The organism is Phaeacidiphilus oryzae TH49 (assembly GCF_000744815.1).
Classification (GTDB): Bacteria; Actinomycetota; Actinomycetes; order Streptomycetales; family Streptomycetaceae; genus Phaeacidiphilus; species Phaeacidiphilus oryzae.
Map to the genome: position 1 here is coordinate 3495136 of NZ_JQMQ01000005.1, position 25363 is coordinate 3520498.

Annotated in this window: 22 protein-coding genes and 1 pseudogene; 12 read left to right on the forward strand and 11 right to left on the reverse strand. The window is 74.9% G+C overall.

Going from position 1 to position 25363, the window contains the following annotated elements; translation table 11 throughout:
- Positions 1-91: 91 nt before the first annotated feature.
- Positions 92-673, reverse strand: coding sequence for a bacterial proteasome activator family protein (locus tag BS73_RS19290; RefSeq protein WP_200886713.1), 582 nt, complete (start codon positions 671-673; stop codon positions 92-94).
- Positions 674-1170: 497 nt separating this feature from the next.
- On the opposite strand from BS73_RS19290, the gene BS73_RS37530 reads away from it, so the two are divergent.
- Positions 1171-1398, forward strand: coding sequence for a hypothetical protein (locus BS73_RS37530; protein ID WP_152617658.1), 228 nt, complete (start codon positions 1171-1173; stop codon positions 1396-1398).
- Positions 1399-1584: 186 nt separating this feature from the next.
- On the opposite strand, the gene BS73_RS19300 is transcribed toward BS73_RS37530, so the two are convergent.
- The gene (locus BS73_RS19300) at positions 1585-2562 is read right to left on the reverse strand and encodes an NAD(P)H-quinone oxidoreductase (protein WP_037574220.1); all 978 of its coding nucleotides are present in this window, start codon (positions 2560-2562) and stop codon (positions 1585-1587) included.
- A gap of 92 nt (positions 2563-2654) precedes the next feature.
- Between BS73_RS19300 and BS73_RS19305 the strand changes: the two genes are divergently transcribed.
- Positions 2655-3740: a potassium channel family protein gene (locus tag BS73_RS19305; RefSeq protein ID WP_037574223.1), complete on the forward strand. Its 1086-nt coding sequence runs from the start codon at positions 2655-2657 to the stop codon at positions 3738-3740.
- 199 nt (positions 3741-3939) lie between these two features.
- On the opposite strand, the pseudogene BS73_RS19310 reads toward BS73_RS19305, so the two are convergent.
- The 3 genes and pseudogenes from BS73_RS19310 to BS73_RS19320 form a co-directional block, all read right to left on the reverse strand.
- Positions 3940-5159, reverse strand: a pseudogene (locus BS73_RS19310) (molybdopterin molybdotransferase MoeA).
- 110 nt (positions 5160-5269) lie between these two features.
- Positions 5270-6193 carry an NTP transferase domain-containing protein gene (locus tag BS73_RS19315; protein ID WP_235215458.1) on the reverse strand — a complete coding sequence of 308 codons (924 nt, stop codon included), beginning with the start codon at positions 6191-6193 and terminating at the stop codon, positions 5270-5272.
- A gap of 47 nt (positions 6194-6240) precedes the next feature.
- The gene (locus BS73_RS19320) at positions 6241-7422 is read right to left on the reverse strand and encodes an acyl-CoA dehydrogenase family protein (protein ID WP_037574226.1); all 1182 of its coding nucleotides are present in this window, start codon (positions 7420-7422) and stop codon (positions 6241-6243) included.
- Positions 7423-7608: 186 nt separating this feature from the next.
- On the opposite strand from BS73_RS19320, the gene BS73_RS19325 reads away from it, so the two are divergent.
- The 4 genes from BS73_RS19325 (at position 7609) to BS73_RS19340 (ending at position 11143) form a co-directional block, all read left to right on the forward strand.
- Positions 7609-8292, forward strand: coding sequence for a DUF5819 family protein (locus tag BS73_RS19325; protein ID WP_051940117.1), 684 nt, complete (start codon positions 7609-7611; stop codon positions 8290-8292).
- A complete protein-coding gene (locus BS73_RS19330; protein ID WP_051940118.1) occupies positions 8289-9704 on the forward strand; it encodes an HTTM domain-containing protein in 1416 nt (471 codons plus the stop codon). The genes BS73_RS19325 and BS73_RS19330 overlap by 4 nt, the downstream gene beginning before the upstream one ends.
- Before the next feature lie 50 nt (positions 9705-9754).
- Entirely contained in the window at positions 9755-10423 is a 669-nt protein-coding gene (locus tag BS73_RS19335) for a TrmH family RNA methyltransferase (protein WP_037574229.1), read from the forward strand.
- Positions 10424-10567: 144 nt separating this feature from the next.
- Positions 10568-11143, forward strand: a complete 576-nt coding sequence (locus BS73_RS19340; RefSeq protein WP_037574232.1) for a CGNR zinc finger domain-containing protein — start codon at positions 10568-10570, stop codon at positions 11141-11143.
- Between the two features lie 15 nt (positions 11144-11158).
- Here BS73_RS19340 and BS73_RS40750 read toward each other — a convergent pair whose 3' ends face one another.
- Together BS73_RS40750 and BS73_RS19350 are read right to left on the reverse strand one after the other, a co-directional pair.
- Complete coding sequence (locus BS73_RS40750; RefSeq protein ID WP_322987285.1) at positions 11159-11692, reverse strand: MarR family winged helix-turn-helix transcriptional regulator; 534 nt, start codon at positions 11690-11692, stop codon at positions 11159-11161.
- The gene (locus BS73_RS19350; protein WP_037574235.1) at positions 11689-13155 is read right to left on the reverse strand and encodes an MFS transporter; all 1467 of its coding nucleotides are present in this window, start codon (positions 13153-13155) and stop codon (positions 11689-11691) included. The genes BS73_RS40750 and BS73_RS19350 overlap by 4 nt, the downstream gene beginning before the upstream one ends.
- Positions 13156-13282: 127 nt before the next feature.
- On the opposite strand from BS73_RS19350, the gene BS73_RS19355 reads away from it, so the two are divergent.
- Positions 13283-13888 carry a TetR/AcrR family transcriptional regulator gene (locus BS73_RS19355; RefSeq protein ID WP_037574238.1) on the forward strand — a complete coding sequence of 202 codons (606 nt, stop codon included), beginning with the start codon at positions 13283-13285 and terminating at the stop codon, positions 13886-13888.
- Positions 13889-14133: 245 nt separating this feature from the next.
- Here the strand turns inward: BS73_RS19355 and BS73_RS19360 are convergent, their stop codons facing one another.
- A complete protein-coding gene (locus BS73_RS19360) occupies positions 14134-14577 on the reverse strand; it encodes an Lrp/AsnC family transcriptional regulator (protein ID WP_037580230.1) in 444 nt (147 codons plus the stop codon).
- Positions 14578-15132: 555 nt separating this feature from the next.
- Here BS73_RS19360 and BS73_RS19365 point away from each other — a divergent pair.
- From BS73_RS19365 to BS73_RS19375, 3 genes are all read left to right on the forward strand, one after another.
- Positions 15133-16296 carry a thiamine pyrophosphate-dependent dehydrogenase E1 component subunit alpha gene (locus tag BS73_RS19365; protein ID WP_037574241.1) on the forward strand — a complete coding sequence of 388 codons (1164 nt, stop codon included), beginning with the start codon at positions 15133-15135 and terminating at the stop codon, positions 16294-16296.
- A 110-nt stretch (positions 16297-16406) separates the two neighbouring features.
- Positions 16407-17414 carry an alpha-ketoacid dehydrogenase subunit beta gene (locus BS73_RS19370; RefSeq protein ID WP_051941484.1) on the forward strand — a complete coding sequence of 336 codons (1008 nt, stop codon included), beginning with the start codon at positions 16407-16409 and terminating at the stop codon, positions 17412-17414.
- A complete protein-coding gene (locus BS73_RS19375; RefSeq protein ID WP_037574244.1) occupies positions 17411-18643 on the forward strand; it encodes a dihydrolipoamide acetyltransferase family protein in 1233 nt (410 codons plus the stop codon). Before BS73_RS19370 ends, BS73_RS19375 begins: the two co-directional genes overlap by 4 nt.
- Before the next feature lie 152 nt (positions 18644-18795).
- Here BS73_RS19375 and BS73_RS19380 read toward each other — a convergent pair whose 3' ends face one another.
- From BS73_RS19380 to BS73_RS19390, 3 genes are all read right to left on the reverse strand, one after another.
- On the reverse strand, positions 18796-20550 hold the full coding sequence (locus BS73_RS19380) for an AMP-binding protein (RefSeq protein ID WP_037574247.1): 1755 nt from the start codon (positions 20548-20550) through the stop codon (positions 18796-18798).
- A gap of 100 nt (positions 20551-20650) precedes the next feature.
- Positions 20651-20983: a rhodanese-like domain-containing protein gene (locus tag BS73_RS19385; protein WP_037574250.1), complete on the reverse strand. Its 333-nt coding sequence runs from the start codon at positions 20981-20983 to the stop codon at positions 20651-20653.
- A 67-nt stretch (positions 20984-21050) separates the two neighbouring features.
- A complete protein-coding gene (locus BS73_RS19390; RefSeq protein WP_037580233.1) occupies positions 21051-21875 on the reverse strand; it encodes a hypothetical protein in 825 nt (274 codons plus the stop codon).
- 362 nt (positions 21876-22237) lie between these two features.
- Here BS73_RS19390 and BS73_RS19395 point away from each other — a divergent pair, with 362 nt between their 5' ends.
- Together BS73_RS19395 and BS73_RS19400 are read left to right on the forward strand one after the other, a co-directional pair.
- Positions 22238-24820 carry an ATP-binding SpoIIE family protein phosphatase gene (locus BS73_RS19395; RefSeq protein WP_051940119.1) on the forward strand — a complete coding sequence of 861 codons (2583 nt, stop codon included), beginning with the start codon at positions 22238-22240 and terminating at the stop codon, positions 24818-24820.
- A gap of 82 nt (positions 24821-24902) precedes the next feature.
- Positions 24903-25325: a MarR family winged helix-turn-helix transcriptional regulator gene (locus BS73_RS19400; RefSeq protein WP_037574252.1), complete on the forward strand. Its 423-nt coding sequence runs from the start codon at positions 24903-24905 to the stop codon at positions 25323-25325.
- Positions 25326-25363 lie beyond the last annotated feature (38 nt).

Consider the following 25363-nt stretch of genomic DNA (forward strand, 5'->3'; position numbering starts at 1 on the left):
GGGGGTCAAGGCTAGCGGTCGCGGGCAGAGTTGATTGCGGGACGTCCGATCCTGCACGGACGCCCCGCAATCGCGGCCGGACGGGCGGCTGTCAGAGGTAGGGGCCCGAGCGGGCGCCCCCGTGCCGGCCGTCTTGGTCCTCGCCCGGCATCCCCTGCATCCCCTGGACGCCGGGCGGCAGCGCCCGGCGCATCTGCTCCAGCTGCGCCCGGGCCGCCATCTGCTGGGCGAACAGGGCCGTCTGGATACCGTGGAAGAGACCCTCCAGCCAGCCGACCAACTGCGCCTGGGCGATGCGCAGTTCCGCCTCGCTCGGCACGCTGTCGTCGGTGAACGGCAGCGAGAGCCGCTCCAGCTCCTCGACCAGCTCGGGGGCGAGACCCTGCTCCAGCTCCTTCACCGAGCTGGCGTGGATCTCCTTCAACCGGGCCCGGCTGGCCTCGTCCAGAGGCGCCGCCCGGACCTCCTCGAGCAGCTGCTTGATCATGCTCCCGATCCGCATGACCTTGGCGGGCTGCTCGACCATCTCGGTGATCGGCGTCTCGCGGGGCTCGTCGCCCTCGTTGTCTCCGTCGCCCCTGTCGCCGGTCAGGCCGCCGACGGCCATCCCGTCCGGGCCGACGATCAGGACCTGGGGGCCGTCATCAGGCCGTTCGTTCATCGGCGTGTTCATGTGTTTCATTCTCTCCCACTGGGTGGTTCTCCATGAGGCATACCCCCGGAGGCCGGGTGGTCCTACCAGTTCCTGCGCAGCCGTACTCCGATCAAAGCGGCCCCGGCGCCGATCAGCGCCAGGCCGACGCCGAGCGGGAGCAGATCGCGGGCCCGAGCCGGCGCCGCCGAGCGGTGCGGCGGCGGGTCGGCGAGTTCGCGGCCGGGAGTATAGGGGCCGAGATCCGGCCGGGGCAGCGGCTTGACCGGCCCGCTCGGCGCGCCGAGCGCGAGCGGCCGGGGGCCGGGCCGGCGAACGACCGCACGGGCCGGCCGGGGGGCGTGGGCCGCGCTGCGGGCTCCCCCGCGGGCTCCCCCGGACCTCCGCCCGGCGGCCCCGCCGGCCCCGCCGGCCCCGCCGGCCGCGATCCGACCGAGGCCAGCGGGCCCCGGTCGGGTCGCACCGCGCTCTGCTGCTTCTGGGGCATCGGAGGTCTCTCGGCAGGCCGGCTCGCGGTGGTGGCCGCCGAAGGCTCCGCCGCCGGCGAGACGGCCGACGCCACCGGCAGCAGGCGCGGGAGCCCCGCCGACACCGCGGAAACGGCCGCACCGGCGGCGGCGTACGAGATCGAGGAGATCGACGGCACGGACGGCGGCGCCCCGGCCGGCCGGCCACCGATCGGCAGCCGCAGCGGCGACGGCAGCGACGGCGACGGCGACGGCGACGGCGACGACCCGATCAGCTGACCGGGCGCGACGACCGCCGCCGCGGCCGCACCGGATCCGGGGTGCTCGGCGAAGGCCGAATCGAGGGGAACGAACACGAGGGGGTCCTCCCGGCGTGCTGGGGGGTACCCGGCCACCGTCGCATACCAGTGGATCGACGGCATATCGGATTCTCCCGGCGCACCGGCGTCCGCCCGGCGCGGACGCTCAGACCTCGAGGAGGATCTTCCCCACGTGGCCGCTCGCCTCCATCACCCTCTGCGCCTCCCCCGCCTCGGCCAGCGGCAGCACCCTGTCCACCACCGGCTTCACCCGGCCGTCCTCGATCAGCGGCCAGACGTGCTCCCGCACCGCCGCCACGATCGCCGCCTTCTCGGAGAGCGGCCGGTTGCGCAGATTGGTCGCGGCCACCGCGGCCCGCTTGGCGAGGAGCTTGCCGAGGTCCAGTTCGCCCTTGGTGCCGCCCTGCAGGCCGATGATCACCAACCGCCCGCTGGTGGCCAGCGCGTCCACGTTCCGCTGGAGGTACTTGGCGCCCATGATGTCGAGGACGACGTCGACGCCCTTGCCGCCGGTCTCCTCCCGTACGGCCTCGACGAAGTCCTGCTCGCGGTAGTTGATCCCGGCGTCGGCGCCGAAGGCCCGGCAGCGGGCGAGCTTCTCGTCCGTGCCGGCGGTGACGATCACCTTCGCGCCCACCGACTTGGCCAGCTGGATGGCCATCGTGCCGATGCCGCTGCTGCCGCCGTGCACCAGAAGGGTCTCGCCGGGCCGGAGGTTGCCCACCATGAAGACGTTCGACCAGACCGTGCACACCACCTCGGGCAGCGCGGCCGCGTCCACCAGGCCGACGCTCTTCGGCAGCGGCAGCAGCTGGCCGGCCGGGACGGCCACCTTCTCGGCGTAGCCGCCGCCGGCGAGGAGGCCGCAGACCTCGTCGCCGACCGCCCAGCCGCTGACCCCCGGGCCGAGCTCGGAGATCCGGCCCGCGACCTCGAGGCCGGGATACGGCGGGGTACCGGCGGGCGGGTTGTAGAAGCCCTGGCGCTGGAGGACGTCGGCCCGGTTGACGCCGGCCGCCGTCACCTCCACCAGGACCTCGCCCTCGGCGGGCTGCGGGTCGGGCACCTCGGACAGGACGAGCTTCTCGGGCCCACCGGGCTCGGAAATCGTGATCGCACGCATGGTGCGCACGCTACTCGCCCGAGGCCCGCCACGGACGCAGCGTCAGTTCCCTTGCTGGTGCGGGATGCAGGGGGCGGGCCGATGATGAGCGCGTGGGCGTCAATTCCGGCGAGACGGATGTAGCGGATGTATGGGACGAGAAGGGCGAGTCCGCTCGGTACATCCGGCTGCCGCACGGTCCGCGGACGACCCCGCTCCGCCAGGTCCTGCGGCGGATGCTGCTGGCCAACGCGGTGCTCTTCCTCACCACCTTCGCCGTCTATCTCGGCCGGGCCGGCTACCGCGACAGCGCCCGCGCCCACCTGGACTTCCTGGGCTCCTTCTACTACGCGACGGTCACCCTCTCCACCACCGGCTACGGCGACATCACACCGGCCAGCGACACCGCGCGGCTGGTGAACGCCCTGCTGATCACCCCGATGCGGGTGATCTTCCTGATCATCCTGGTCGGCACCACCCTGGAGGTGCTGACCACCCGGACCCGCCGGCAGTGGCGGCTGGACCGTTGGAGGTCTCGGGTGGAGGACCACACCGTGGTCGTCGGCTACGGAACGAAGGGCAGGCACGCCGTGGAGAGCCTGCTGGGCCAGGGGGTGCCCAGGGAGAGGATCGTGGTGGTCGACCCGGTCCGCCGGGTGGTCGACGCCGCCTGCCACGACGGGCTGGCCGGCGTCCTCGGCGAGGGGACGCGGAGCTCGACGCTGCGGCGGGCGATGGTGGAGCAGGCCGCGAAGGTGGTGGTGGCGGTGCAGCGGGACGACGCCGCGGTGCTCACCACGCTGACCGTGCGTCAGCTCAACCAGCGGGCGACGGTGGTGGCGTCGGCACGGGAGGACGAGAACGCGCCGTTGCTGCGGCAGAGCGGGGCGGACGTGGTGATCACCAGCTCCAGCTCGGCGGGCCGGCTGCTGGGGCTGGCCGCGCTGAGCCCGTTCACCGGCGAGATGCTGGAGGATCTGCTGACCTACGGCAACGGGCTGGACGTCGTCGACCGGGAGATCACCCCGGCGGAGGTCGGGCGGCCGCCGACGGACTGCCGCGATCTGGTCGTGGGCGTGGTCCGGGACGGCCGGCTGTTCCGCCACGGCGACCCCGAGCTGGCGACCTTGCAGTCGGGCGACCGCATCATCGCGATCAAACGGGTCGCGACGCCTCCCGGGGCGGCGCCCCGGACCTGACCCGGTCGCCACGAGGGCAGCGCCGCGAGGACAGCGCCGCGGGCGCAGCGCCGCAGGCGCGGGCGAGGGCGCGGGGAACCACCCGGCCGGCCGACGCCCCCGCCGCACCCGGCAGCCGGAGTCCGGGCCGCCGCCCGGTGGCCGATGCCGGGGCGGCGCCGTGGATGCCTCGCCGCAGTCCCCGTGCCCCGAAGTGCGGCTAGAAGAAGAGGAGCTGGACGGGCTCGCCGGGTGACGACCCCGTCGGAGGCACCGCCGCCAGCGCGTCGGATTCGGCGAGGCCGCGCAGCATCGCGGGGCCGTCGAACGGCACCGGCTCCACCCCCCGCTCCCCCATCCGCACCGGCAGCAGCCGGGTGTCGCGCGGATGCCCCGGCAGTCCCACCGCGGCCACCCCCGCCGCCCGTCGGCGAAGCCGTCCCGCTCCCCCGCAGGACCCGCGAGCCCCGTCAGCCCGGCCAGTCCCGCCAGCAGCGGCTGAAGCAGCGTCACCACCCCGGCCACCGCCGCCAGCGGGTTGCCCGGCAGTCCCACCAGCCACCGGCCGCCCGGCAGCTCGGCCAGCAGCATCGGATGTCCCGGCCGCACCCGCACGCCGTCCACCACCAGCCGGCCGCCCGCCTCGGCGAGGGCGTCGTGGACGAAGTCCACCGGCCCGGCCGCCGTTCCCCCGGTGGTCACCACGATCCGAGCCGGGCTCAGCCGCAGGGCGTCCCGCAGCAGCCCGAAGTCGTCGCCGATCCGGCGCACGCCGAGCGGCTCGGCGCCGGCGCCGCGCAGCCAGTGCGGCAGCATCGGGCTGAGCGCGTCCCGCACCCGCCCGTCACCGGGCGGCCCGGAGTCCAGCAGTTCGTCGCCGAGCACCAGGAGTTCGACGGTCGGCCGGGGCCGCACGGCGAGCGCGTCGTGGCCGGCCGCGGCGGCCAGCCCGAGCACCGCCGGGGTGACCCGGGCGCCGGCCGGGAGGAGGCGGTCGCCGCTCCGGCACTCCTGTCCGCGCGGCCGGATGTCCCGGCCGAGCTCGACCGGGTCGGCCGGGGCCGGCCGGTCGTGGAGGACAGGCCCGCCGTGCCCGTCCGCCCGCACGGTGCCGTACTCCCGGCGCAGCACGGCCGTCGCCCCGGACGGCAGCTGCGCCCCGGTGGCGATGCGGACGGCGGTTCCGTCGGCCAGCGGCTGCGGCCGGGCGCCCCCGGCGAGGCCCTGTACGGGGCCGCGGTCCAGCAGCCGCCAGGGCCCGGGGCCGGAGACCGCCCAGCCGTCCATCGCCGAGGTGTCGAAGGCGGGGAGGTCCGCGAGCGCCTCCAGCGGCTCGGCCAGGACGCGTCCCAGCGCCTGGTCGAGGCCGACCGTCTCGGCGTCCGCCGACCCGCCCGCCCCGGCGCGCCGGGCCGCGGCCCGGGCCTCCGGCCAGCCCATCGGGCCGGACTCGGGAGCCCGGGTGGTCGGCACCTCGGCCTCCTCGGACGGCCGGCGGGAGGACTCGTCGGCCTCCCGGGCCAGGTCGTAGACGTCGTCGGCGCGGCGGCTCATCCGCCCTCGCCCGTTTGGCCGTCGCCTCCGCGGCGCTCGGCCCAGGCCGCGGCCAGCGCTTCGATCTTGGCGTTCGCCCGGGCCACCTGATCGGCCCCGCCCCCCGCCCGGGCGGCGGCGTAGCCCACCAGGAAGGCGGTCAGCGGCGCCGCCGGCCGGGCGACTCCGTGCGCGACCTCCTTCGTCATATCGAGCAGACCGGGCACGTCCACATCGAGATCGATGCCCAGTTCCTTCTTCGCTGCGGCGATCCAGTCATCCAGCACCCCACCATGTTCGCGGATGGCCCCCCGCGATTCGTAGCGGGCGCGCGCGTTCCGGATGTCGGGCCAGGTGTCGCAGTCGTAGGCGGCGCCGGATTCGTCCGCCAACCGGCCGATCCGGTCCGCGTCCAGCCGCCGCAGCAGGGCCCGCAGCGGGAGCCCCGCGCCGGAGGCCGGCGCCCCGCCTCCACCGCTCCCCTTCGCCGCCGCGTCGGCCACCGCACCGGCCAGCGCGCTGCGCAGCGCCGTCACCCGGTAGGCCGCGACCAGCGGCTGCTCCCGGCCCTCGCCGTCGACCAGCAGCACGGCGTCGCGGCCCCGGCCGAGCCCGCCGAGGAGGGCGTCCGCGGTACGCGGTTCGAGGAAGGGCAGGTCGGCGGCGAGCAGCAGCACCGCCTCGGCCTCCGCGCGGACCAGCGGCAACCCGGCCGCCAGCGCGGCCACCGGCCCGCCGCCGGGCGGCCGCTCCCTGGTCCACTCCACCGGCCGTACGGTCGGCCGGGGCGGGCCGACCACCACGGTGCGGACGGCCGCCTCGGTCGCCCGCAGCACCCGGTCGAGGAGGGGGCTGCCGCCGACCCGGACGGCGGGCTTGTCCACCCCGGCGCCGAGCCGGCGCGCGGCACCGCCGGCGAGGATCAACGCATCGAAGTCCACACCGGCCAGTATCCAACGGCCTCATCCAACGGCCTCCGCGGGCCGTCTCAGCCCCGCCGTGCGTCCTTCGCCAGCACGTCGCCCAGCTCCTCCTCGTACGCCGCCGCCGGGCCGAGGAGCAGCTCCAGGTGCTTGGCCCAGGCGTGGTAGCGGTGGAGGGGGTTGTCCAGGTCGGCGCCCATGCCGCCGTGGAGGTGCTGGGCGCTCGCGGTGACCGCGCGGACCCCCTCGGCGGCCCAGATCTTCGCCGTGGCCAGGTCCGCCTCGATCGGCAGCGCGCTGCCCGAGGGGGCCTCGCCGCGCAGCTCCAGGTCCATCCGCCAGGCCGCCTGCCACAGCGTGGCCGCCATCGCCCGCAGGTCGATGAACCGGTCGGCGGCCTGCACCGCGACCGCCTGGAAGGTGGCCAGCGGATGCCCGAACTGCTCGCGCTGCGAGGTGTACGCGGCGGTCCGGCGGAGGACGTCCTCGCCGAGGCCGAGGCAGAGCGCGGCGACGCCGACCTCCAGCAGCCCGCGGACCCTCCGCCAGGTGTCGGCGGCGCCGTCCTCCTCCGGCTCGCCGAGCTGCCAGGCCCGCTCGACGGGGGCCGCGGCGAACTCCAGCTCGCCCGAGACCTCCCCGTGGGTGCCGACCTGCCTCCGGGTGGTCACCCCGCTGCCGCGCGGATCGACGAGCAGCAGCACCACCCCGCCGCCGGGGGTCCGCGCAGGCACCAGCACCCGGTCCACCAGGGGCGCGTACGGCACCGCGGTCTGCAGTCCGTCGAGCGTCCAGCCGCCGTCGCCCGCCGGAGCCGCGGTGACGCCGTCCGGCGCCGGCTCGTGGGCGACGCGGCCGTGCGGGGCGACGCTCAGCAGCAGCCGTCCGGCGGCGACCTCCGGCAGCACCCGCCGGCGCAGCTCGGCCGATCCGTAGTGCTGCACGGCCAGCGCGGCCGCCCCGGTCTCCAGCAGCGGCACCCGGGCCAGCACCCGGCCGGCCTCCCGCAGCACCAGGGCCCAGGCCAGCACGGACTGACCGCCGCCGCCGTACTCCTCGGCCAGGGCTATCCCGGTCAGATCGGACTTGCAGAGCCGCTGCCACAGCTCCCGGTCCAGGTCCTCGGCGATCGGCTCGCCGCCGACCGCGGGACTCGGGAGGCTGCCGCCGTCGGGCGCTGCGTCGGAGAGAGCGGCCCGGGCCGCCTCCACGGCTGCCTGCTGCTCCTCGCTGAAGGTGAAGTCCACGACCCTCGGCCCCTTCCTGGTTTCTGACGGACAGTCAGAATAGAACAGGTTCTACCGGCGGACCAGAGTCCCGCACTCCCCGTATCCCCGTAACCGCCGCTCCGCGAAGCATCCACCGAGCGATCCACCGAGCAGAGGAGTTGCGAGTACGGTGCGGGCCTGAGCGAGCGAGCGCGGGAGGGGCGCATGACCACCGAACGGACCGACCCCGCCACCCGGGCGGAGCCGCCCGGCCGGCCCCGGCCGGCCTGGGTGCGCGGGACGCTGGCGCTGGCGGCGGTGGTGCTGGTCGGAGCGGTCGCTTACCACCTGGGCACGGTCTTCCTCTCGATCGCGCCCGGCAACCCGATCTCCGAGCGCTACCAGAACGGCATATCCGACCACGTCCTCCCCGAGTTCGAGCAGAACTGGCAGCTCTTCGCGCCCGACCCGCTGCAGGCCGACATCTCGGTCGAAGCCCGGGTGCAGACCCTCTCCCCCGCCGGCGTCCGCGCCGACTCCGGCTGGATCGACCTCACCGCCCGGGACTTCGCCCGCATCCGGCACAACCCGGCGCCCAGCCACGTCGACCAGAACCAGCTCCGCCGCGCCTGGGACTTCTACACCTCCTGGCACAGCACGAGCGAGGCCCCGATCGGCGACCGCGGCGGCCTCTCCACCGAGTACCTCAAGCGGATCGCCCTCCAGCGGATCGGCCGCGACCTGGGCGGGCGGCCGATCGTCCAACTCCAGGTCCGCGCGGTCACCGTGCCGCTGCGCGGCCCGGCCTGGGTCGGCGTCCACGCCTCGGCCGGCTCCGCCACCCGGACCCTGCCGTGGTGGCCGGTGGCCGACGCGGACTACCAGGACCTGGGGGTGGCTGCCCGATGACCGTCTCCGGCCCGCCCGCGACCGATCCCGGACCCGAACCCGAACGCGAACGCGAACGCGAGCCCGAACGCGAGCCCGAGGACGGCCGCACCCCGGGCCGGGCGGACGCCGTTCCCGCGGACGGCGTCCCCGCGAGCGGCGTCCGCGCGGACGGCGTCCCCGCACGCGCGGCCGACCGGCTGCGACGGCACTGGGCGGCCTGGAGCGGCGGGGTGCTCTTCCCCCGCCAGGCGGCGGTGGCCCGGATCGGCTTCTCCCTCACCTTCGCCGCCTTCCTCCTCCGCGAGTGGCCGAACCGGCTGCTGCTGTACGGCGACCGCTCGCCGTTCAGCGGCCCGATGGCCCGCCTGCTGCTCTCCGACAACGGCGCGTTCACCGTGCTGGCCTGGTCGGACGGCCGGTTCTGGTTCGAGCTGGTCTACACCCTGGCGTTCGCCGTCTCGCTGGCCCTCGCGCTGGGCTGGCGGACCAGGGCGATGTCGGTGCTCTTCATGGTCGCCGTCCTCTCGCTGCAGAACCGCGCGGTGTTGGTCGGCGACGGCAGCGACAACGTGCTCCACATCATGGCGATCTACCTGGCCTTCACCCGTTGCGGGGAGGCCTGGTCGCTGGACGCGCGCCGCCGGCGCCGCCGGAGTGGTGACGGCGCCGCCACCACCTCCACCGTCTCCGCCGGCGCCGTCTACGCCACCCCGGCGGACCTCGTCGACGTCCTCCTCTGGGCCCTCCTCGGCCTGGCCCTGCTGCTGGCCCAGCTCACCGGCTTCGCCAAGCTGGGAATGCTCGCCATGTCCGGCTGGGGGGCCGTCTTCTGGGCCTTCTGGGCGCTCTCCGGCCTCCGCCGGCTCTCCGGCCTGCGTCGGCTCCCCCGCCTCCGCCGGCTCACCGCCCGGCAGCCGAGCGCGCCGGCCGGTCTCGACCAGCTCCTGGACGGCCTCGGCAATCTGCTGCACGGCTGCGCGCTCTTCGTGATGGCCGCCGAGGCCTGCCTGATCTACGGCACGGCCGGCTGGTACAAGATCCAGGGCGACCTCTGGCAGCGCGGCACCGCCCTCTGGTTCCCCCTCCACCTGGACTACTTCTCGCCCTGGCCGGCGCTCTCCCACGCGCTGGCCGCGCACCCGCTGCCGGTCTTCCTCCTCAGCTACGGCACGGTCGCCGTCCAGGTCGGCTTCCCGTTCCTGGTCTTCCACCGCCGGATCAAGAACCTGCTGCTGGTCGCGCTGATCGCCGAGCACCTGGGGATAGCCGTACTGCTCGGACTGCCGCTCTTCTCCGCCGCGATGATCGCGGCCGACCTCCTCTTCCTCCCCACGACCTTCCTGCTCCGAGTCGAGCGGGCCACTGATTCCGGGGTCCTGCGTTATCGGCATTGGAGGGCTCATACCAATCATTCCAATCAAAGGTATTAGAGGTATCAGCCCTCTCAAACCGACCTCAGCGGAATCGCTACCCTCGCACCGTGAACACCACCCCCCAGCACGGCGAGCAGTACGACGAGGGCTTCGACGAGGAGCAGCGGGCAGCCGTCGGCGTCGGACCCCACCCCCTCCCCTGGCCGGAGGGCGACCAGTACGACCCGGCGCTGCTGGCCGCCGGCGACCGCCGGAACGTCGTCGACCGCTACCGCTACTGGACCCGGGAGGCGATCGTCGCCGACCTGGACACCCGCCGGCACGGTTTCCACGTCGCCGTGGAGAACTGGCAGCACGACTTCAACATCGGCAGCGTGGTGCGCACCGCGAACGCCTTCCTCGCCGCCGGGGTGCACATCGTCGGACGCCGCCGCTGGAACCGGCGGGGGGCCATGGTCACCGACCGCTACCAGCACGTCCTCCACCACGCCGAGGTCGCCGATCTGGCCGCCTACGCCGCCGAGCGGGGACTGCCGGTGATCGGCATCGACAACCTCCCGGGCTCGGTCCCGCTGGAGAAGACCGACCTGCCCGAGCGCTGCGTACTCCTGTTCGGCCAGGAGGGCCCGGGGCTGACCGAGGCCGCCCGCGAGCACGCCTCCCTGGTCTGCTCCATCGCCCAGTTCGGCTCCACCCGGTCGATCAACGCCGGGGCCGCCGCCGCGATCGCCATCCACGACTGGATCCGCACCCACGCGCTGGGTGAGATCGGCTGAACGGATGACCCGGACGATCACCTGACGGGCAGTCAGGGCTAACCGTCGGTCGGCGTTCGAACGGTGTTCACCTTCGGATGACAACCGATCAGATGCCGTGCGCCGGTTGACTCCCCGGCGAAACCGGGTCGTACGCTGCCGAACATGACCGCTCCCGATCCCCGCCCGCTGACCGGCGAGCCGCTCGCGCTGGACCTCCTCAACACCCGTTGGGACGACGGCGACCGGATCCCCTGCGATCTCCTCACGGACACGGCAGGCCTGGCGGTCTGGCTCTCCGCCGCCGCTCTCCCCGAGGAGGCGGCGGGCCGCTGGACGGCCGACCAGTACACCCTGCTGGCGCTCCGCGAGACCCGGGACGCCCTCGCGGCCGCGGCCCGCGCCCCGCTGAAGCCGTCCGCGCTGGCCGTACGGGCCGTCAACTCGCAGCTGGCGTACGGGCGGAGGCGCCTGCAACTGGGCACCGACGGCCGGCCGACGTCCACCGTGGCGGTCGACGACCCGTCCCGGCTGGTCGGCTGGCTGGCCGCGGAGAACTACCTAGCCCTGCTGGAGCGGGCGCCGACGCGGATCCGCGCCTGCGCGGCGGAGCGCTGCCCGCTGTTCTTCTTCGACGTCTCCCTCAACGGCCGCCGCCGCTGGTGCTCCATGTCCACCTGTGGCAACCGCAACAAGGCCGCCCGCTTCTCCGCCGCCCGGCGCGGCGGCAGCCGGGTCTGAGGGGCAGGGCCGGCTTCAGGCGCGCAGCAGACGCGCCAGGTAGCCGTCCAGCAGAGCCAGTTCGGACTCCGAGAAGCTGGCCAGCGCCACCGGCGGCCGGCCGAGGATCTCCAGCGCCCGCTCCGCCTCCACGCGGCCCGCCTCCGTCAGCGCGACCATCCGCCGCCGCCGGTCCTCCGGATGCGGCGTCCGGGCCACCAGGCCCCGCTCCTCCAGTCCGTCCACCAGCACCGTGGTGTACGGCTTGTCGGTGGCCAGCTCAAGGCTCAGCTGGCTCATCGTCAGCGGGCCCCGCGCCGCCAGCCGCCGCAGCGCCTTGACCCGCAGGAAGCTGCTCATCCCGAGCTCCTCCGCGGCCTCGCGCCGGCGGTCCTCCTTCTCCAGGACCAGCGTCCGCATCGCGTCCCAGACCCGGCGCTCGGTCTGCTCCCGCTCGGCCTGCTCCCGCTCGGCGAGCTGCCGGGCGGCCTGCTCCCGCGCGGCCCGCCACTCCGCCTTCCGTCCGGCCGCCCGCTCGGCGACCGCGCCCCGCTCCGCCGCGTCCGTCACGCCCGCACCGCCGTCCTGTCCTGGCCCCGACCATCGGCCGCGTCCGAGCCGCCGCCCAGCAGCTCGGCCGTCCGCGCGGCGGTCTGCCGCGCCCACGGCCCGGTGGTGAGGATACCGAGGGCGAAGACGGCCACCGCGCAGCCCACGGTGATCCACCAACCGATGTGGCTGGCCTCCGGGAACCCGGTCCGCAGCGGCCCGACGACCGCCGAGGTGACCAGCGAACCGATCACGGCGACGCCCAGCGAGCTGCCGATCTGCCGGCTGGTCGAGGCCACCGCCGCGGCCACCCCGGCCTGGCTGCGCGGCATCCCGGAGACCGCCGTGTTGGTGATCGGCGCGTTGACGAAGCCGAAGCCGATGCCGAAGAGGACGTACGCCACGATCAGCACCGCCAGCGGCGTGGTCGCGCTCACCGTGGTGAGGATCAGCGCGCTGACGCCGATCGCCGCCGCCGCGAGCAGCAGCGGCAGCCGCGGACCGCGCCCGCCCACCAGCCGCCCGGAGAGCGGCGCGAAGAAGAGGGTCATCAGCGCCATCGGCAGGGTGACCAGGCCGGCGTGCACCGCCGAGTACCCGCGGACGTCCTGCAGGTAGATGGTGTTGACGAAGAGGAAGCCGGCCAGCGACCCGAAGGAGCAGACCGCGATCACCGCCGCACCCGAGAACGGCGCGCTGCGGAAGAACCGCACGTCGATCAGGGGCTCCCGGCGCCGCACCTCGTAGCGGCAGAGGACGGCCACCGCGACCGCGCAGACCGCGAAGAGGCCCAGCGTCTGGGCGGAGGCCCACCCGGCGTGCGGCGCCTCGATGATGGCGTAGGTGACGCTGGCCAGGGCCACGATCACCAGCACCTGGCCGACCGGGTCGATCCGGCGCGCCCGGGGAGCGCGGGACTCGGGGACGAAGATCCCGGCGAGCACCATCGCGGCCACCCCGATCGGGATGTTGATCCAGAAGATCGACTGCCAGCCGACCGAGTCCACCAGCAGCCCGCCGAGCACCGGTCCGAGCGCCATGCTGACGCCCATGGTCGCGCCCCACACCCCGATCGCCCTGGCGCGTTCCCGGGGGTCGGTGAAGGTGTTGGTGACGATGGACATCGCCACCGGGTTCAGCATCGAGCCACCGACCGCCTGCACCGCCCGCGCGGCCACCAGCCAGCCGAGCCCGGGGGCCAGGCTGCAGGCCAGCGAGCCGGCGGTGAAGAGGACTAGGCCGGTCTGGAAGGTGCGCCGGCGGCCGAGCCGGTCCGCCGTGGAGCCGGAGAACATCAGCAGGCTGGCCAGCACCAGGGTGTAGGCGTCGATGGTCCACTGCAGCCCGGAGACGGAGGCGTGGAGGTCGCGCTGGATGGAGGGCAGCGCGATGTTCACGATGGTGTTGTCGAGTCCGACGATGAACAGACTCATGCAGCAGATGGCGAGTACCAGCATCCGCCGCCGCGGCGAGAGATCGGTCACCGGTCTTCCCCGGCCTTCCTTGGTATGTGGGCTATGGATCGTTCGGATTGGTGAGAGACGTACAACTATTACTACTGTACAACTAATCCGCGCGGCTTCTGCCCACGGGTGCTGGATACTCGTCTGCATGGTCGACCAGATCCGATCCACCGGGAGCCCTCGCCGGGACGCGTACACCGCCGACTCGCTGCTCGCCGTGACCGTGCGGGTCTTCAACGAGCGCGGCTACGACGGCACCTCGATGGAGGACCTCTCCCGCGCCGCCGGGATCTCCAAGTCGTCGATCTACCACCACGTCCGCGGCAAGGAGGAGCTGCTCCGGCGGGCCGTCGGCCGCGCCCTGGACGGGCTCTTCGGCATCCTGGAGGAGCCCGGGGCCGTCAGCGGCCCGGCGGTCGCCCGCCTGGAGCACGTGGTGCGCCGGATGACCCAGGTGCTGGTCGCCGAACTCCCGTACGTGACCCTGCTGCTGCGGGTGCGCGGGAACACCGGCACCGAGCAGTGGGCGCTGGCCCGCCGCCGCGAGTTCGACCACCGGGTGGCTGGCCTCTTCGCGGCCGCGGCCGCCGAAGGGGACCTGCGGGCCGACGTGGAGCCCCGGCTCGGCACCCGGCTGCTCTTCGGGATGATCAACTCGATCGTCGAGTGGTACCACCCTGGCCAGGGCGCCGACGGTGAGCGCGCGCTGGCCGACGCCGTGGTCCGGATCGCCTTCGACGGCCTGCGCGCCTGACCGCCCCCGGCGCAGCGCCGCAGGCGCACGTAGGGGGCGCGGGGAACTGCGCGGCCCGCCGCTTACGGTCTGCAGTCGGCAGCGGAGTTCGGGTTGCAACCCAGGAGCCGTTGCCGGTTGCGGCGCCGTGGTCGGCTGGGCGCGCAGTTCCCCGCGCCCCTGGGTTTGCGGCTGCGCCGCGACACCCCAGGGGCCCGACGCGACATCACACCTCACACCGTGAAGCCCCGTCGGCCCTCAGGTCCTCACTCCGGAAGTACCGGGATCCGGTCTGTCTCGTCGAAGACCAGCAGCGTGTGGGTGCTCAGCACGGCCGGCAGCCCCTGGATCCGGTTGAGCACCAGGTCCCGCAGCGCCCGGTTGTCCGCGGTGTGCACCAGCAGCAGGACGTCGAACTCCCCGCTGACCAGCGCGATGTGCTCGACTCCCGGCAGGTCGAGGAGCTGCCCCCGCACGGTCCGCCAGGAGTTCTGCACGATCTTCAGCGTGACGTACGCCGAGGCGCCCTGCCCGGCCCGCTCGTGGTCCACCCGCGCGGTGAACCCGCGGATCACCCCGTCCTCCATCATCCGCGCGATCCGCGCGTAGGCGTTGGCCCGGGAGACGTGCACCCGCTCGGCGACCGAGCGGATCGAGGCCCGTCCGTCCTGCTGCAGCAGCCGGAGAATGGCCCGATCTATCCGGTCCAGCGGCCGGTGCCCGGGCCCCGAACCCCCGCCGCCGGCGCCGCCGTTGCCGAACGGGTTGCCTGCGGGCGAGCCGGGAGCCGCCGGGCCCCCACCGCCACCGGAGGCTCCGGCGGAGGCGGATCCACCGCCCGGGCCCGCCGCGTACCCGGCCGACTGGGCCGCTCCGCCCGGCGGTCCTCCCGCCGGGCCGCCGCTCCCCGACTGCCCGGGCGCCCCCGCGGCGCCCGGCCCGCGCTCGGCTCCTCTGCCGCCGCCTCGGGCGCGCTCCGCCGCCTGATCGGCCGAACGGACCCGCTCGGACCGGGCGGCCGGTCTGGGCGCGGGTGTCTGCGGTCGATGAGCGGTCCTGCGTCCCCTGTCCCCGGCCATGTGTTCAGCGGGCATGTCCCCCTGCCCTCCCGAGATGGACGTCCGGTTATCAGCAGACCGCGCCCTCAGCCGTTTGTCCACCACTCGGCAGCCTCTGTGGCCAATCCGCACCGTCGACCGAACAATCGGTAGGGAAGGCACGGCAGGGAAGGCGCCGGCGTCGCCGCCCACCCCGGAGGTGTTCAGATGACTCTGCTGGACCGCGCCCAAGGGTCCGCCCCGTGGACCCCGCAGAGCACGGGCCCGCGTACCGAGCCGGGCCCGCTGCTGCCGGACGCGGCACCTGTCCGGCTGCTCGGCGAGGACGCCGCCGGCTCGGCGGGGACGGCCGCAGGGCTCGCCCCGGAACTGCTGCGCACTCTCCACCGCCGACTGGTCACCGGGCGCCGGTTCAACGAGCAGGCCACCGCCCTGGCCAAGCAGGGCAGGCTCGCCGTCTACCCGTCCTCCACCGGCCAGGAGGCCTGCCAGATCGCCGCGGCCGGGGTGCTCCAGCCCACCGACTGGCTCTTCCCCAGCTACCGGGACAGCCTGGCCGCGGTGGCCCGCGGCATCGACCCGGTCGAGGTCCTCACCCTGCTGCGCGGAGACGCCCACAGCGGCTGGGACCCGCGGCGGAACCGCACCGCCCCGCTGGCCACGCCCCTGGCCACCCAGGCGCCGCACGCGGTCGGCCTGGCCCGGGCGGCGGCGTTGCGCGGCGAGCGGCTGGTCGCCCTGGTGCTGATGGGCGACGGCGCCACCAGCGAGGGGGACTTCCACGAGGCGCTCAACTTCGCCGCCGTGCTCCGCGCCCCCGTGGTCTTCCTGGTGCAGAACAACGGCTACGCCATCTCCGTACCGCTGGCCAAGCAGTCCGCCGCGCCCTCGCTGGCGCACAAGGCGGTCGGCTACGGGTTGCCCGGGCGGCTGGTGGACGGCAACGACGCGGCCGCCGTCCACCAGGTGGTCGGCGAGGCCGTGGAGTACGCCCGGGACACCGGTGGGCCGGTGCTGGTCGAGGCGATCACCTACCGGGTGGACCCGCACACCAACGCCGACGACCCCCGCCGCTACCGCTCCCCGGAGGAGGCGGCGGCCTGGCGTGACCACGACCCGCTGGTCCTGATGGAACGTCATCTGCGGGCCGCCGGCCTGCTGGACGAGGAGCAGCGGTCGGCCGCCGCGGCCGAGGCCGAGGCGCTGGCCGAACGGATGCGGGCGGCCTTCAGGACCGACCCGCGGCCCGATCCGCTGGACCTCTTCGCCCACGTCTACGCCGAGCCGACCCCGCAGCTGCGCGAACAGGAGGCGCTGCTGCGCGCCGAGTTGGCCGCGGAGGCCGAGTCCTCGGGGGAGGAGCACCGATGAGCACCACGGGCACCACCGGCACCACCGGCACCACCGGCACCACCGGCACCACCGACACCACCGGCACCGCAGCGGCCCCTGCGCCCGCCGGCCGCGCGGCCGGGACCACCATGGCGCAGGCCCTCAACCGCGCCCTGCGCGACGCCCTGCGCGCGGACCCGAGCGTCCACCTCCTCGGCGAGGACGTCGGCGCCCTCGGCGGCGTCTTCCGGGTCACCGACGGGCTGACCGCCGAGTTCGGCGAGGACCGCTGCACGGACACCCCGCTCGCCGAGGCCGGCATCGTCGGCACGGCGGTGGGGATGGCGATGTACGGGCTGCGCCCGGTCGTCGAGCTGCAGTTCGACGCCTTCGCCTACCCCGCCTTCGAGCAGCTCGCCTCGCATGTGGCCAAGATGCGCAACCGCACGGCCGGCCGGCTGCCGCTGCCGCTCACCGTGCGGATCCCCTACGGCGGCGGGATCGGCGGGGTCGAGCACCACGGCGACTCCTCCGAGGCGTACTACGTCCACACCCCCGGGCTCCATGTGATGGCGCCGGCCACGGTGGAGGACGCCTACGGGATGCTGCGCGCGGCCATCGCCTCCGACGACCCGGTCGTCTTCCTGGAACCCAAGCGGCTCTACTGGTCCAAGGCCGAGTGGGATCCGGAGGCGCCCGCGGCCACCGCTCCCCCCGGGCGCGCGGTGCTGCGCCGGGAGGGCCGCTCGGCGGTGCTGATCGCCTACGGCCCCTCAGTCCCGGTCTGCCTGGAGGCGGCGGAGGCCGCCCGGGCGGACGGCTGGGACCTGGCCGTACTGGACCTCCGCTCGCTGGTCCCGTTCGACGACGAGACGGTCTGCGCGGCGGTCCGCAGGACCGGGCGGGCGGTGGTCGTCCACGAGTCCTCGGGGTTCGCCGGAGTCGGCGCGGAGATCGCGGCCCGGGTCACCGAGCGCTGCTTCCACCACCTGGAGGCGCCGGTGCTGCGGGTCGCCGGCTTCGACATCCCCTATCCGCCGCCGATGCTGGAACGGCACCATCTCCCGGGCGTGGACCGGATCCTGGACGCGGTCGCCCGGCTGCAGTGGGAGTCGTCCCCGTCGGGCGACCCGGACGAAGGGGCGGGACGGCGATGACCGCGGCGACCGGAGTGCACGAGTTCCTGCTGCCCGACCTGGGGGAGGGGCTGACCTCCGCGGAGATCGTCCGCTGGCTGGTCGAGGTCGGCGAGGTGGTCGCCGTCGACCAGCCGGTGGTCGAGGTGGAGACGGCGAAGGCCGCCGTCGAGATCCCCTGCCCGTACGGGGGAGTGGTGACCGCGCGGTTCGGCGAGCCGGGGGAGGAGCGGCCGGTCGGCGCCCCGCTGATCACGGTGGCCGCGGACGGCGCCGAGCGGGAGGGATCGGGCAGCGTCCTGGTCGGCTACGGCACCACCGAGGGCCCGCGCACCCGCCGGCGCCGGGTGAGCCAGGCTCCCCCCTCGGCGCCGGCCGCCGACGGCCCCGTCCCGGTCATCTCGCCCCTAGTCCGCAGAATGGCCCGGACCCACGGCCTCGACCTGCGGAGCATCCGCGGCAGCGGCCCGGACGGTCTGATCACCCGCGCCGACGTCCAGCGCGCGCTGGACGGGGAGCGGGCCCGGCCGGCCGAGCAGCAGCCCGCCGCCGCCGCTGAGGTGACCCCGCTGCGGGGCCTCGCCCGCGCGGCCGCCGAGACCTTCACCCGCAGCCACCGCGAGATCCCGGACGCCACCTGCTGGGTGGACGCCGACGCCACCGAACTGCTGGCCGCGCGCGAGGCGTTGAACGCCTCGGCCGGCTCCCCGCGGATCGGCCTCCTCGCCCTGCTGGCCCGCATCTGCGTCCTCGCCCTGGTCCGCCACCCGGAGCTCAACTCCACCGTGGTGGACGGCCCTTCAGGTCCGGGACTGCGCCGGAACCCGCGGGTCCACCTGGGGGTGGCCGCGCAGACCGACCGCGGGCTGCTGGTCCCCGTGATCCGGGACGCCGACCGCCTCAGCACCGAGCGCCTGGCCGCCGCCCTGACCGGCACCGCGGCGGCCGCCCGGGAGGGCCGCCTCGCCCCCGCCGATCTCACCGGGGGCACCTTCACCCTGAACAACTACGGCGTCTACGGAGTGGACGGCTCCACCCCGATCATCAACCACCCCGAGGCGGCGATGCTCGGCATCGGCCGGATCGCCGCCAAACCCTGGGTCCACCAGGGGGAACTGGCGGTCCGCCAGGTGGTCCAGCTCTCCCTGACCTTCGACCACCGCACCTGCGACGGCGCCACCGCGGGCAACTTCCTCCGCGAGGTCGCCGACGCCGTCGAGTCCCCCGTCACCCTCCTCCGCGACCTCTGAACGCCCCTGACGCGGCGCCGAAGGCACGAGACATCAGGGGCGGCGCGGGGAACCAACTGCGCGCCCAGCCGACCGCCGCCCACCCGCAGCCGCCCAACCGCCCCGCACCCCGATCAGGCGTACTCGCCGGTGCGGGAAGGGCCACGGGGAACTCAGCGCCCGTGCTCGGCGAACAGCGCCCGCACCGCCTCGCGGTCGGCGGACGTCAGCTCCCGGTACCCCCCGTCCCCCCGGTCCCCGTAGGGACGCCATAGCACCCGCTCCGGCACGTCCCACCCCTCCGCCCGCAATCGCGCCCGGGCGACCTTCAGCGTCGCCGTCACCGGCAGTTCGACCATCAGGCGGACGAACCGCGGCGCCATCTTCGTCCCCAGATCCGGCTGCCCGGCCAGGAACCGCCCCAGCCTCTCGCCGAGTTCCGCGACGGCGGCCTCGCCGGGCGCTCCCTCCCCCCACGCCCCCTCCGCCCACGCCCCCTCCGCCCACGCTCCCTCCGCCGGCTGGACGGCGGCCATCACCTGGTCCCCGGCCACCGGGTCCGGCACCGCGTAGACCGCCACCGACCGCGCCTCCGGCCACCGCGCCAGGATGTTCTCGATGTCCGCGACCGCCAGGTTCTCGCTGTCCACCCGCAGCCAGTCCGCCGACCGCCCGGCGAAGCGGAACCAGCCGTCCTCGTCCCGGTGGAAGAGGTCCCCCGTCCAGTACCAGCCGTTACGGACGCGGCGCCGCTCCGCCTCGGCGTTCCGCCAGTACCCCTCGAAGCCGGTCCGGGCCCGCCGGTTGACCAGCTCCCCTATCGCCTCGTCCCCGTTGAGCAGCCGGCCGTGCTCGTCGAAGCGCGAGCGGGGGCATTCCTCGCCGGTCTCCGGGTCGACCACCGCGAGGTCGTCCCCGGGCGCCGATCCCGTCCGGCCCAGCGCCCCGGCCGGCGCGTCCGGTTCCCGGCGGAGGTTGCAGCCGCCCTCCGAGGAGCCGTAGCCCTCGATCAGCCGGCAGCCGAAGCGCCGCTCGAAGCGCTCGGCGTCGACCTTTCCGGCCTCGGTGCCGAAGCCGAGCCGCAGCGCGGTCTCCCGCTCGCCCTCCGCCTCGGGGACGGCCAGCAGATAGGAGATGGTCCGCCCGACATAGGTGAAGTAGCTGATCCCGTACCGGCGGACGTCCGGCAGGAAGCCGGAGGCGGAGAACCTGCGCCGGAGCACCACCGCGCCGCCGGCCAGCAGCATCGGCGACCACAGCCCCATCAGGGCGTTGCCGTGGAAGAACGGCATGCAGCCGTACCCGGTGTCGGCGGCGGTGAGCCGGAGGTCGCCGCGCAGCTTCTCCCCGGCCCGGACCAGCCGGCCCTGACCGCAGACCACGGCCTTGGGCGCGCCGGTGGAGCCGGAGGTGAAGGTCAGCAGCATCCGGGTGTCCGGCCCCGGCAGCGCGGAGGCCGGCGGGGGGTCGGCCCCGCGGTAGCCGGAGAGGAGCCGCTCGTACTCGGGGGAGTCGGTGACCAGCACTCGCTCGCCCCGCGGCCCGAACCGCCCGCCGAGCCCGTCCGCCCCGGCACCGCCCGGCAGCGGCAGCAGCGGTAGCAGCCGGCGCTCCGTCACCAGCACCGCGCCGTCCGTGTGGTGGAGGTCCCGGACCAGGTCGGGGCCGCGCCGCGTGGGGTTGACGCCGATCAGTGCGGCCCCGGCCAGCGCGCAGGCCTGGAGCCAGTGGACGTACTCGGGCCCGTTGTCGAGCAGCACGGCGACATGCGGCTCGGCCCCCGGGGGCAGCAGTTCGCGCAGCAGCGCGGCCCGCGCGCAGGCGGCCGCGAGCAGTTCCTCCGGCTCGATCCTGCGGCCCTCGAAGAGGACGGGGCCGCGCTGGGCGAGGACGGCTTCGGCGACGGTCTTCGGGGTCTCCTCCGGCATCCGGACTCCCGCGGCAGCGTTTTCTGACGGCCCGTCAGATATTGCTGCGGCCGGGAACCCGGACGCAAGACCGCGTCCGGGAAAGGCCCGGGCGCCGGACTCAGAGCACGTGCGCGGGGCTGCCGTCGCTGCTGGCCATCGGCCGGCCCGCGGCCTCCCAGGCGTACATCCCGCCGTCCACGTTCACCGCGTCCCTGCCCTGCGCCACCAGGTACTGCACGACCTGGGCCGAACGGCCGCCGACCCGGCAGAGGACGTACAGCCGGCCGTCCTCGGGCAGCTCGCCCATCCGCTCGACCACCTCGCCGATCGGAATGTGCAGCGCGCCCTCGACATGGCCGGCGTCCCACTCGTCCTGCTCTCGGACGTCCAGCAGGGCGGCGTCGGCCGGTACGGAGGCCGCGTCCACGGTCGGCACGGAAGCCTGGAACATCTTTCGTCTTCTCCCTCTTCGGGCCGGTCTCGCGCAGAGGTGCCGCGCGGGTGTCGCCCGGGCGAGCCTACGCGCCGACCAGGCCGTCCAGCTGCCGCTGCTTCTGCTCGACCTCCGCGAGCAGCTGCTCGGCCAGCTGTTCGAGGACGGCCTCCGGGTCCTCCGGGGACAGCTCCAGGAGCTGCCCGATCGGGTTCCTGCGGAGCTCGTCCCGCTCCTCGGCGAGGCCCTCGATCCGCGACGCCAGCCACTCCAGCCGGGCCCGCAGCCAGGCGATCCGGTCGGGCGTGCCGGCCCCGGGGGCGGTCACCGGATCGGCGTGCCACTCGGCGGCCAGCTCCTCCAGCGCGGCCAGGTCGCCCTCCGCGTAGGCGGCGTTGACCCGGGTGATGAAGGCGCTCCGGCGCTCCTGGTCCCCGGCGTCCCTGGCCAGGTCGGGGTGGGCCCGGCGGGCCAGCTCGCGGTAGAGGCGCTGGGCCTCCTTGCTGGGGCGGACCCGGCGCATCGGCTCGCTCAGCCGGGGCGGCGGCATGTCCTCGCCGGCGCCCCCGGCGGCGGCCGCCGCGTCCCGGGCGGCGAAGAGCTCGTCCAGGTCCGGCATCGGCTCGACCTTGCTGCGCGCCTCGTAGGCCCGCCGGATGTCCTCGGGCCGGCCGGAGCGCGCCGCCACCGCCTCCGCGATCAGCGCGTCCAGCTCGTCGAGCCGGCCGTACATCGGGCCGAGCCGCTGGTGGTGGACGAGGGCGAAGTTGTCCATCTCGACCCGCAGGGTCTCCAGCGCCACCGAGGCGTCGGTCCAGGCGGACTCGATGATCGCCACCCGCTCGGTGAGCCACTGCTCCTCGGGGTCCGTGGGCCCCGGATCGACCGCATCGGCCAGGCCGTCTGCCATCAGCTGCACAACTCCTCATCAGTCCCGGCGGTCCCGGCTCCCGCGCCACCCTACTCATGCCCGTGGAACCGCGGGCGGCGCTCCATCGTCTCCCCCTGGGGCGTACACGGGGCGCTCGCGCGCCTCCCCCTGGGGGAAACTGCGGGATTCCGCCGCATCGCTGGGGATTCCGTGCTTGCCTGAGAGCGCGCGTGCCGCTCTACGGAACGTCACGCTCCTCCCTGCCCGCCACCGAAATCCAGCCGCTGCGGTCGTCAGAGAACACGCTTCACACCCGGAGCCCCCTGAAGATCCGCTGAAGATCCGCCCACAAACCGCTACCCCTGGCGGAAACGCCAGGTCCTCGGGGGAGACTGGTAGCCATGTCGGAGGACACCCTGCTTCCGCCCCGCCCCGAATCCGGCTCCGGATTCAGGGCGCCGGGCGGTTCGGCGGCCCGCGGGACCACCCCGCCGGCCGGTGCCCCGGCGGCCGGTCAGGCCGTCGGGGACGTCATGGTGTCCGCGCTCGTCCGGCTCGCCTCGGTGTGGGTGGGCCCGGACGGCCGGATCGGCCACTGGGCCGGGACCGCCGACCAGCTCTTCGGCCGCACCGCCGCGGAGGCGGTCGGCCGGCCCCCGGCCGAGGCGCTGCCCCGCGAGGTGTGCGGGGCCCTGGCCGGCGAGCCGACCTGCGGCGGCCGGTACCTGGTGTGGAGCTATCCGGCCCGCCCGGGCGTGCTGCCGGGCCCGCGACCCGGCTCGGCGGCCTCCTCCGCCGTCGCGGCCGCGACCGGAGACGTCCTGCTGATGATCGCCGACGGCGAGGAGCTCTCGGCCACCGGCCCGCGGCTGGCCGTCGGACCCCAACGGCTGACCTACGCCCCGCCCGCCCCGGCGGCCGGAGGACCCGCGGAGGCCGGGGAGGCCGCCGCGCTCCACGGCGAGCCCGGCTCCGTACCGCCCGCCGGGCTGGGGCTCGCCGCGCTGCTGCCGGAGGGCGAGCGGGAGCGGCTGCTGGAGCGGATCGCCGCGCTCGGCGCTCCGCTGCTCCAGGTCGGTAAGGACTTCGCGGTCCCGGTGACGCCGGCCGGCGCGGAGAACCCCGAGGTCCCCGCCGCCCGGACGGCCTCGGAGACCGACGGCTCGGTGCCCTCGCCGGTGATCCGGATCACCCCCGGCGGGATCACCGAGATACTGGTCACCGACTGGCAGCTGGGCCGGCTGCACGGCTTCGGCGTCCAGGTCGGCACCACCCTCGACCTGGACACCACCGTCCAGGAGCTGGCCAGCGCGGTCGTCCCGGAGGCCGCCGACCTGGCCGTGGTCGACCTCAGGGCCGACCTCCTCGGCGACCCCGACCTGGCCGTCTCCGGCCCCGAGGACGGCACCCGGCTGCGCCGGCTCGCGGCGGCCCGCGCCCCGCGCGCCCCGCGTGCCACGACGGCCGACGCGACAGACGCGACCGACGCCTCCGATGCCTTCGACGCGTCCGACGCGTCCGACGCGACAGACGCGACGGACGCGACCGGCCGGGAGGCCCTCCCGACCTCCGCCGGGCGGCTGCTGATGCCCCGGCACACCCCGCCCGGCCTCGCCCTGCAGACCGCCCGCCCGGTGCTGGTGCCGGAGCTGGACGCGCCGCTGGCCGAGCTGCTGGCCCAGGCGCTCGGCGGCCCCGAGCCGGACGCCGGCAGCGCCGCCGAGCTGGTCGGCCACTCGCTGCTGGTGCTGCCGCTGGTCGCGCGCGGCACGGTGCTCGGCTGCATCTCGCTGATCCGGCGCCCGGACCGGCCCGCCTTCGACGAGACCGGCACCGCCTACCTCCGCGAGTTCGCCGCCCGGGCGGCGCTCAGCATCGACAACGCCCGGCTGCACGGCAAGGAGGCCCGCGCGGCCTCCCTCCTCCAGCGCTCGATGCTGCCGGACAGCCCGCCGATGATCCCCGGCGTGCAGATCGCCCATCGCTACCTCCCGGGCGATCCGGACGCCGAGGTCGGCGGCGACTGGTTCGACGCCATACGGCTCCCCGGCAGCCGGGTCGCCCTGGTGGTCGGGGACGTGATGGGCCACGGGCTGGAGTCGGCCGCCGCCATGGGCCGGTTCCGCACCGCCATGCAGACCCTGGCCGAACTGGACCTGCCGCCCGCCCAGATCCTCCGCCACCTGGACAACATCTCCCAGCGCCTCGGCCCCGAGCAGCTGGCCACCTGCCTGTACGCGGTCTACGACCCGATCGCCCGGACCTGCACCCTGGCCAGCGCGGGCCATGTGCCGCCGGTGCTGGTGCACCCGGACGGCCGCGGCGAGCTGCTGACCATCCCCAGCGGCGCCCCGATCGGCGTCGGCGGCGTGCCCTTCGAGACCACCGAGATCCCGGTCACCGACGGCAGCATGCTGGTGCTCTGCACGGACGGCCTGGTGGAGGTGCGCGGCGGGGACATAGGCGACGGCCTGGCCGCCCTCTGCGGCGACGTGGTGGATCCCACCCGGCCTCCGGAGGAGGTCTGCGACTCGGTGCTGGAGCGGCTGGACAGCGGCGACCGCAAGGACGACCTGGCGCTGCTGGTCGCCCGGTTCGACGGGATCGAACCGGTGGACGTGGCCGGCTGGCCGCTGCACCTGGACACCGCGGAGGTGCCGAGGGCCCGCCGGCTGGTCGCCGACCGGCTCGCCGACTGGGGTCTCCACGAGCTCTCGGAGACCGCGGAGCTGCTGGTCAGTGAGCTGGTGACGAACGCCATGCGGGTGGCGCGGCAGAGTGTGTGGCTGCAGCTCACCCGGGTGGACCGGCTGCTGGTCGAGGTCAGCGACGACGACCACAACCTGCCCTCGCTGGTGCCCTCCCTGCCGACCGACGTGTCCGGCCGCGGCCTCGGCCTGGTCAGCCAGCTCTCCGCACGCTGGGGGACCAGCCGGCGGGCGGTGGGCAAGGTGGTCTGGTTCGAGCTCCCGCTCCCCGGATAGGCTTCCGCTCCGTGAATGAAGTTGTAAACTGCAACGAATTGCGGGCCTAGACTGCGATCCGCTGGATCCGAGGAGGGGAAGCGTGTCCGACCGCGATCGGGACATCGACACCATCCAGCGGGAGCTCACCGCCTTCGCCCGGCGGGCCCGGGCCCAGGCCGGCCGGATGCACCCGGAGCTGAGCCTGGTCACCTACACCATCCTCAACCACCTCCGCGAGGAGGGCGGTTGCCGGGGCACCGACCTCGCCATCCACTTCATGCTGGACAAGTCCACCGTCAGCCGGCAGGTGGCCGCGCTCGACCGGCTCGGCCTGATCGAGCGCACCCCCGACCCGGACGACCAGCGGGGACAGATCATCCGCCCCTCGGAGGCCGGCGAGCGGCTGCTCAACTCGGTGCTGGCGCAGCGCAGGCAGATCTTCCGCTCCCGGCTGGAGTCCTGGACCGAGGAGGACCTGGCCGACTTCGCCGTCTTCCTCCACCGCTTCAACGCGGGCGCCTGAACCGCCACTCAGCTCCTCCGCTCCTCCGCTCCTCCGCT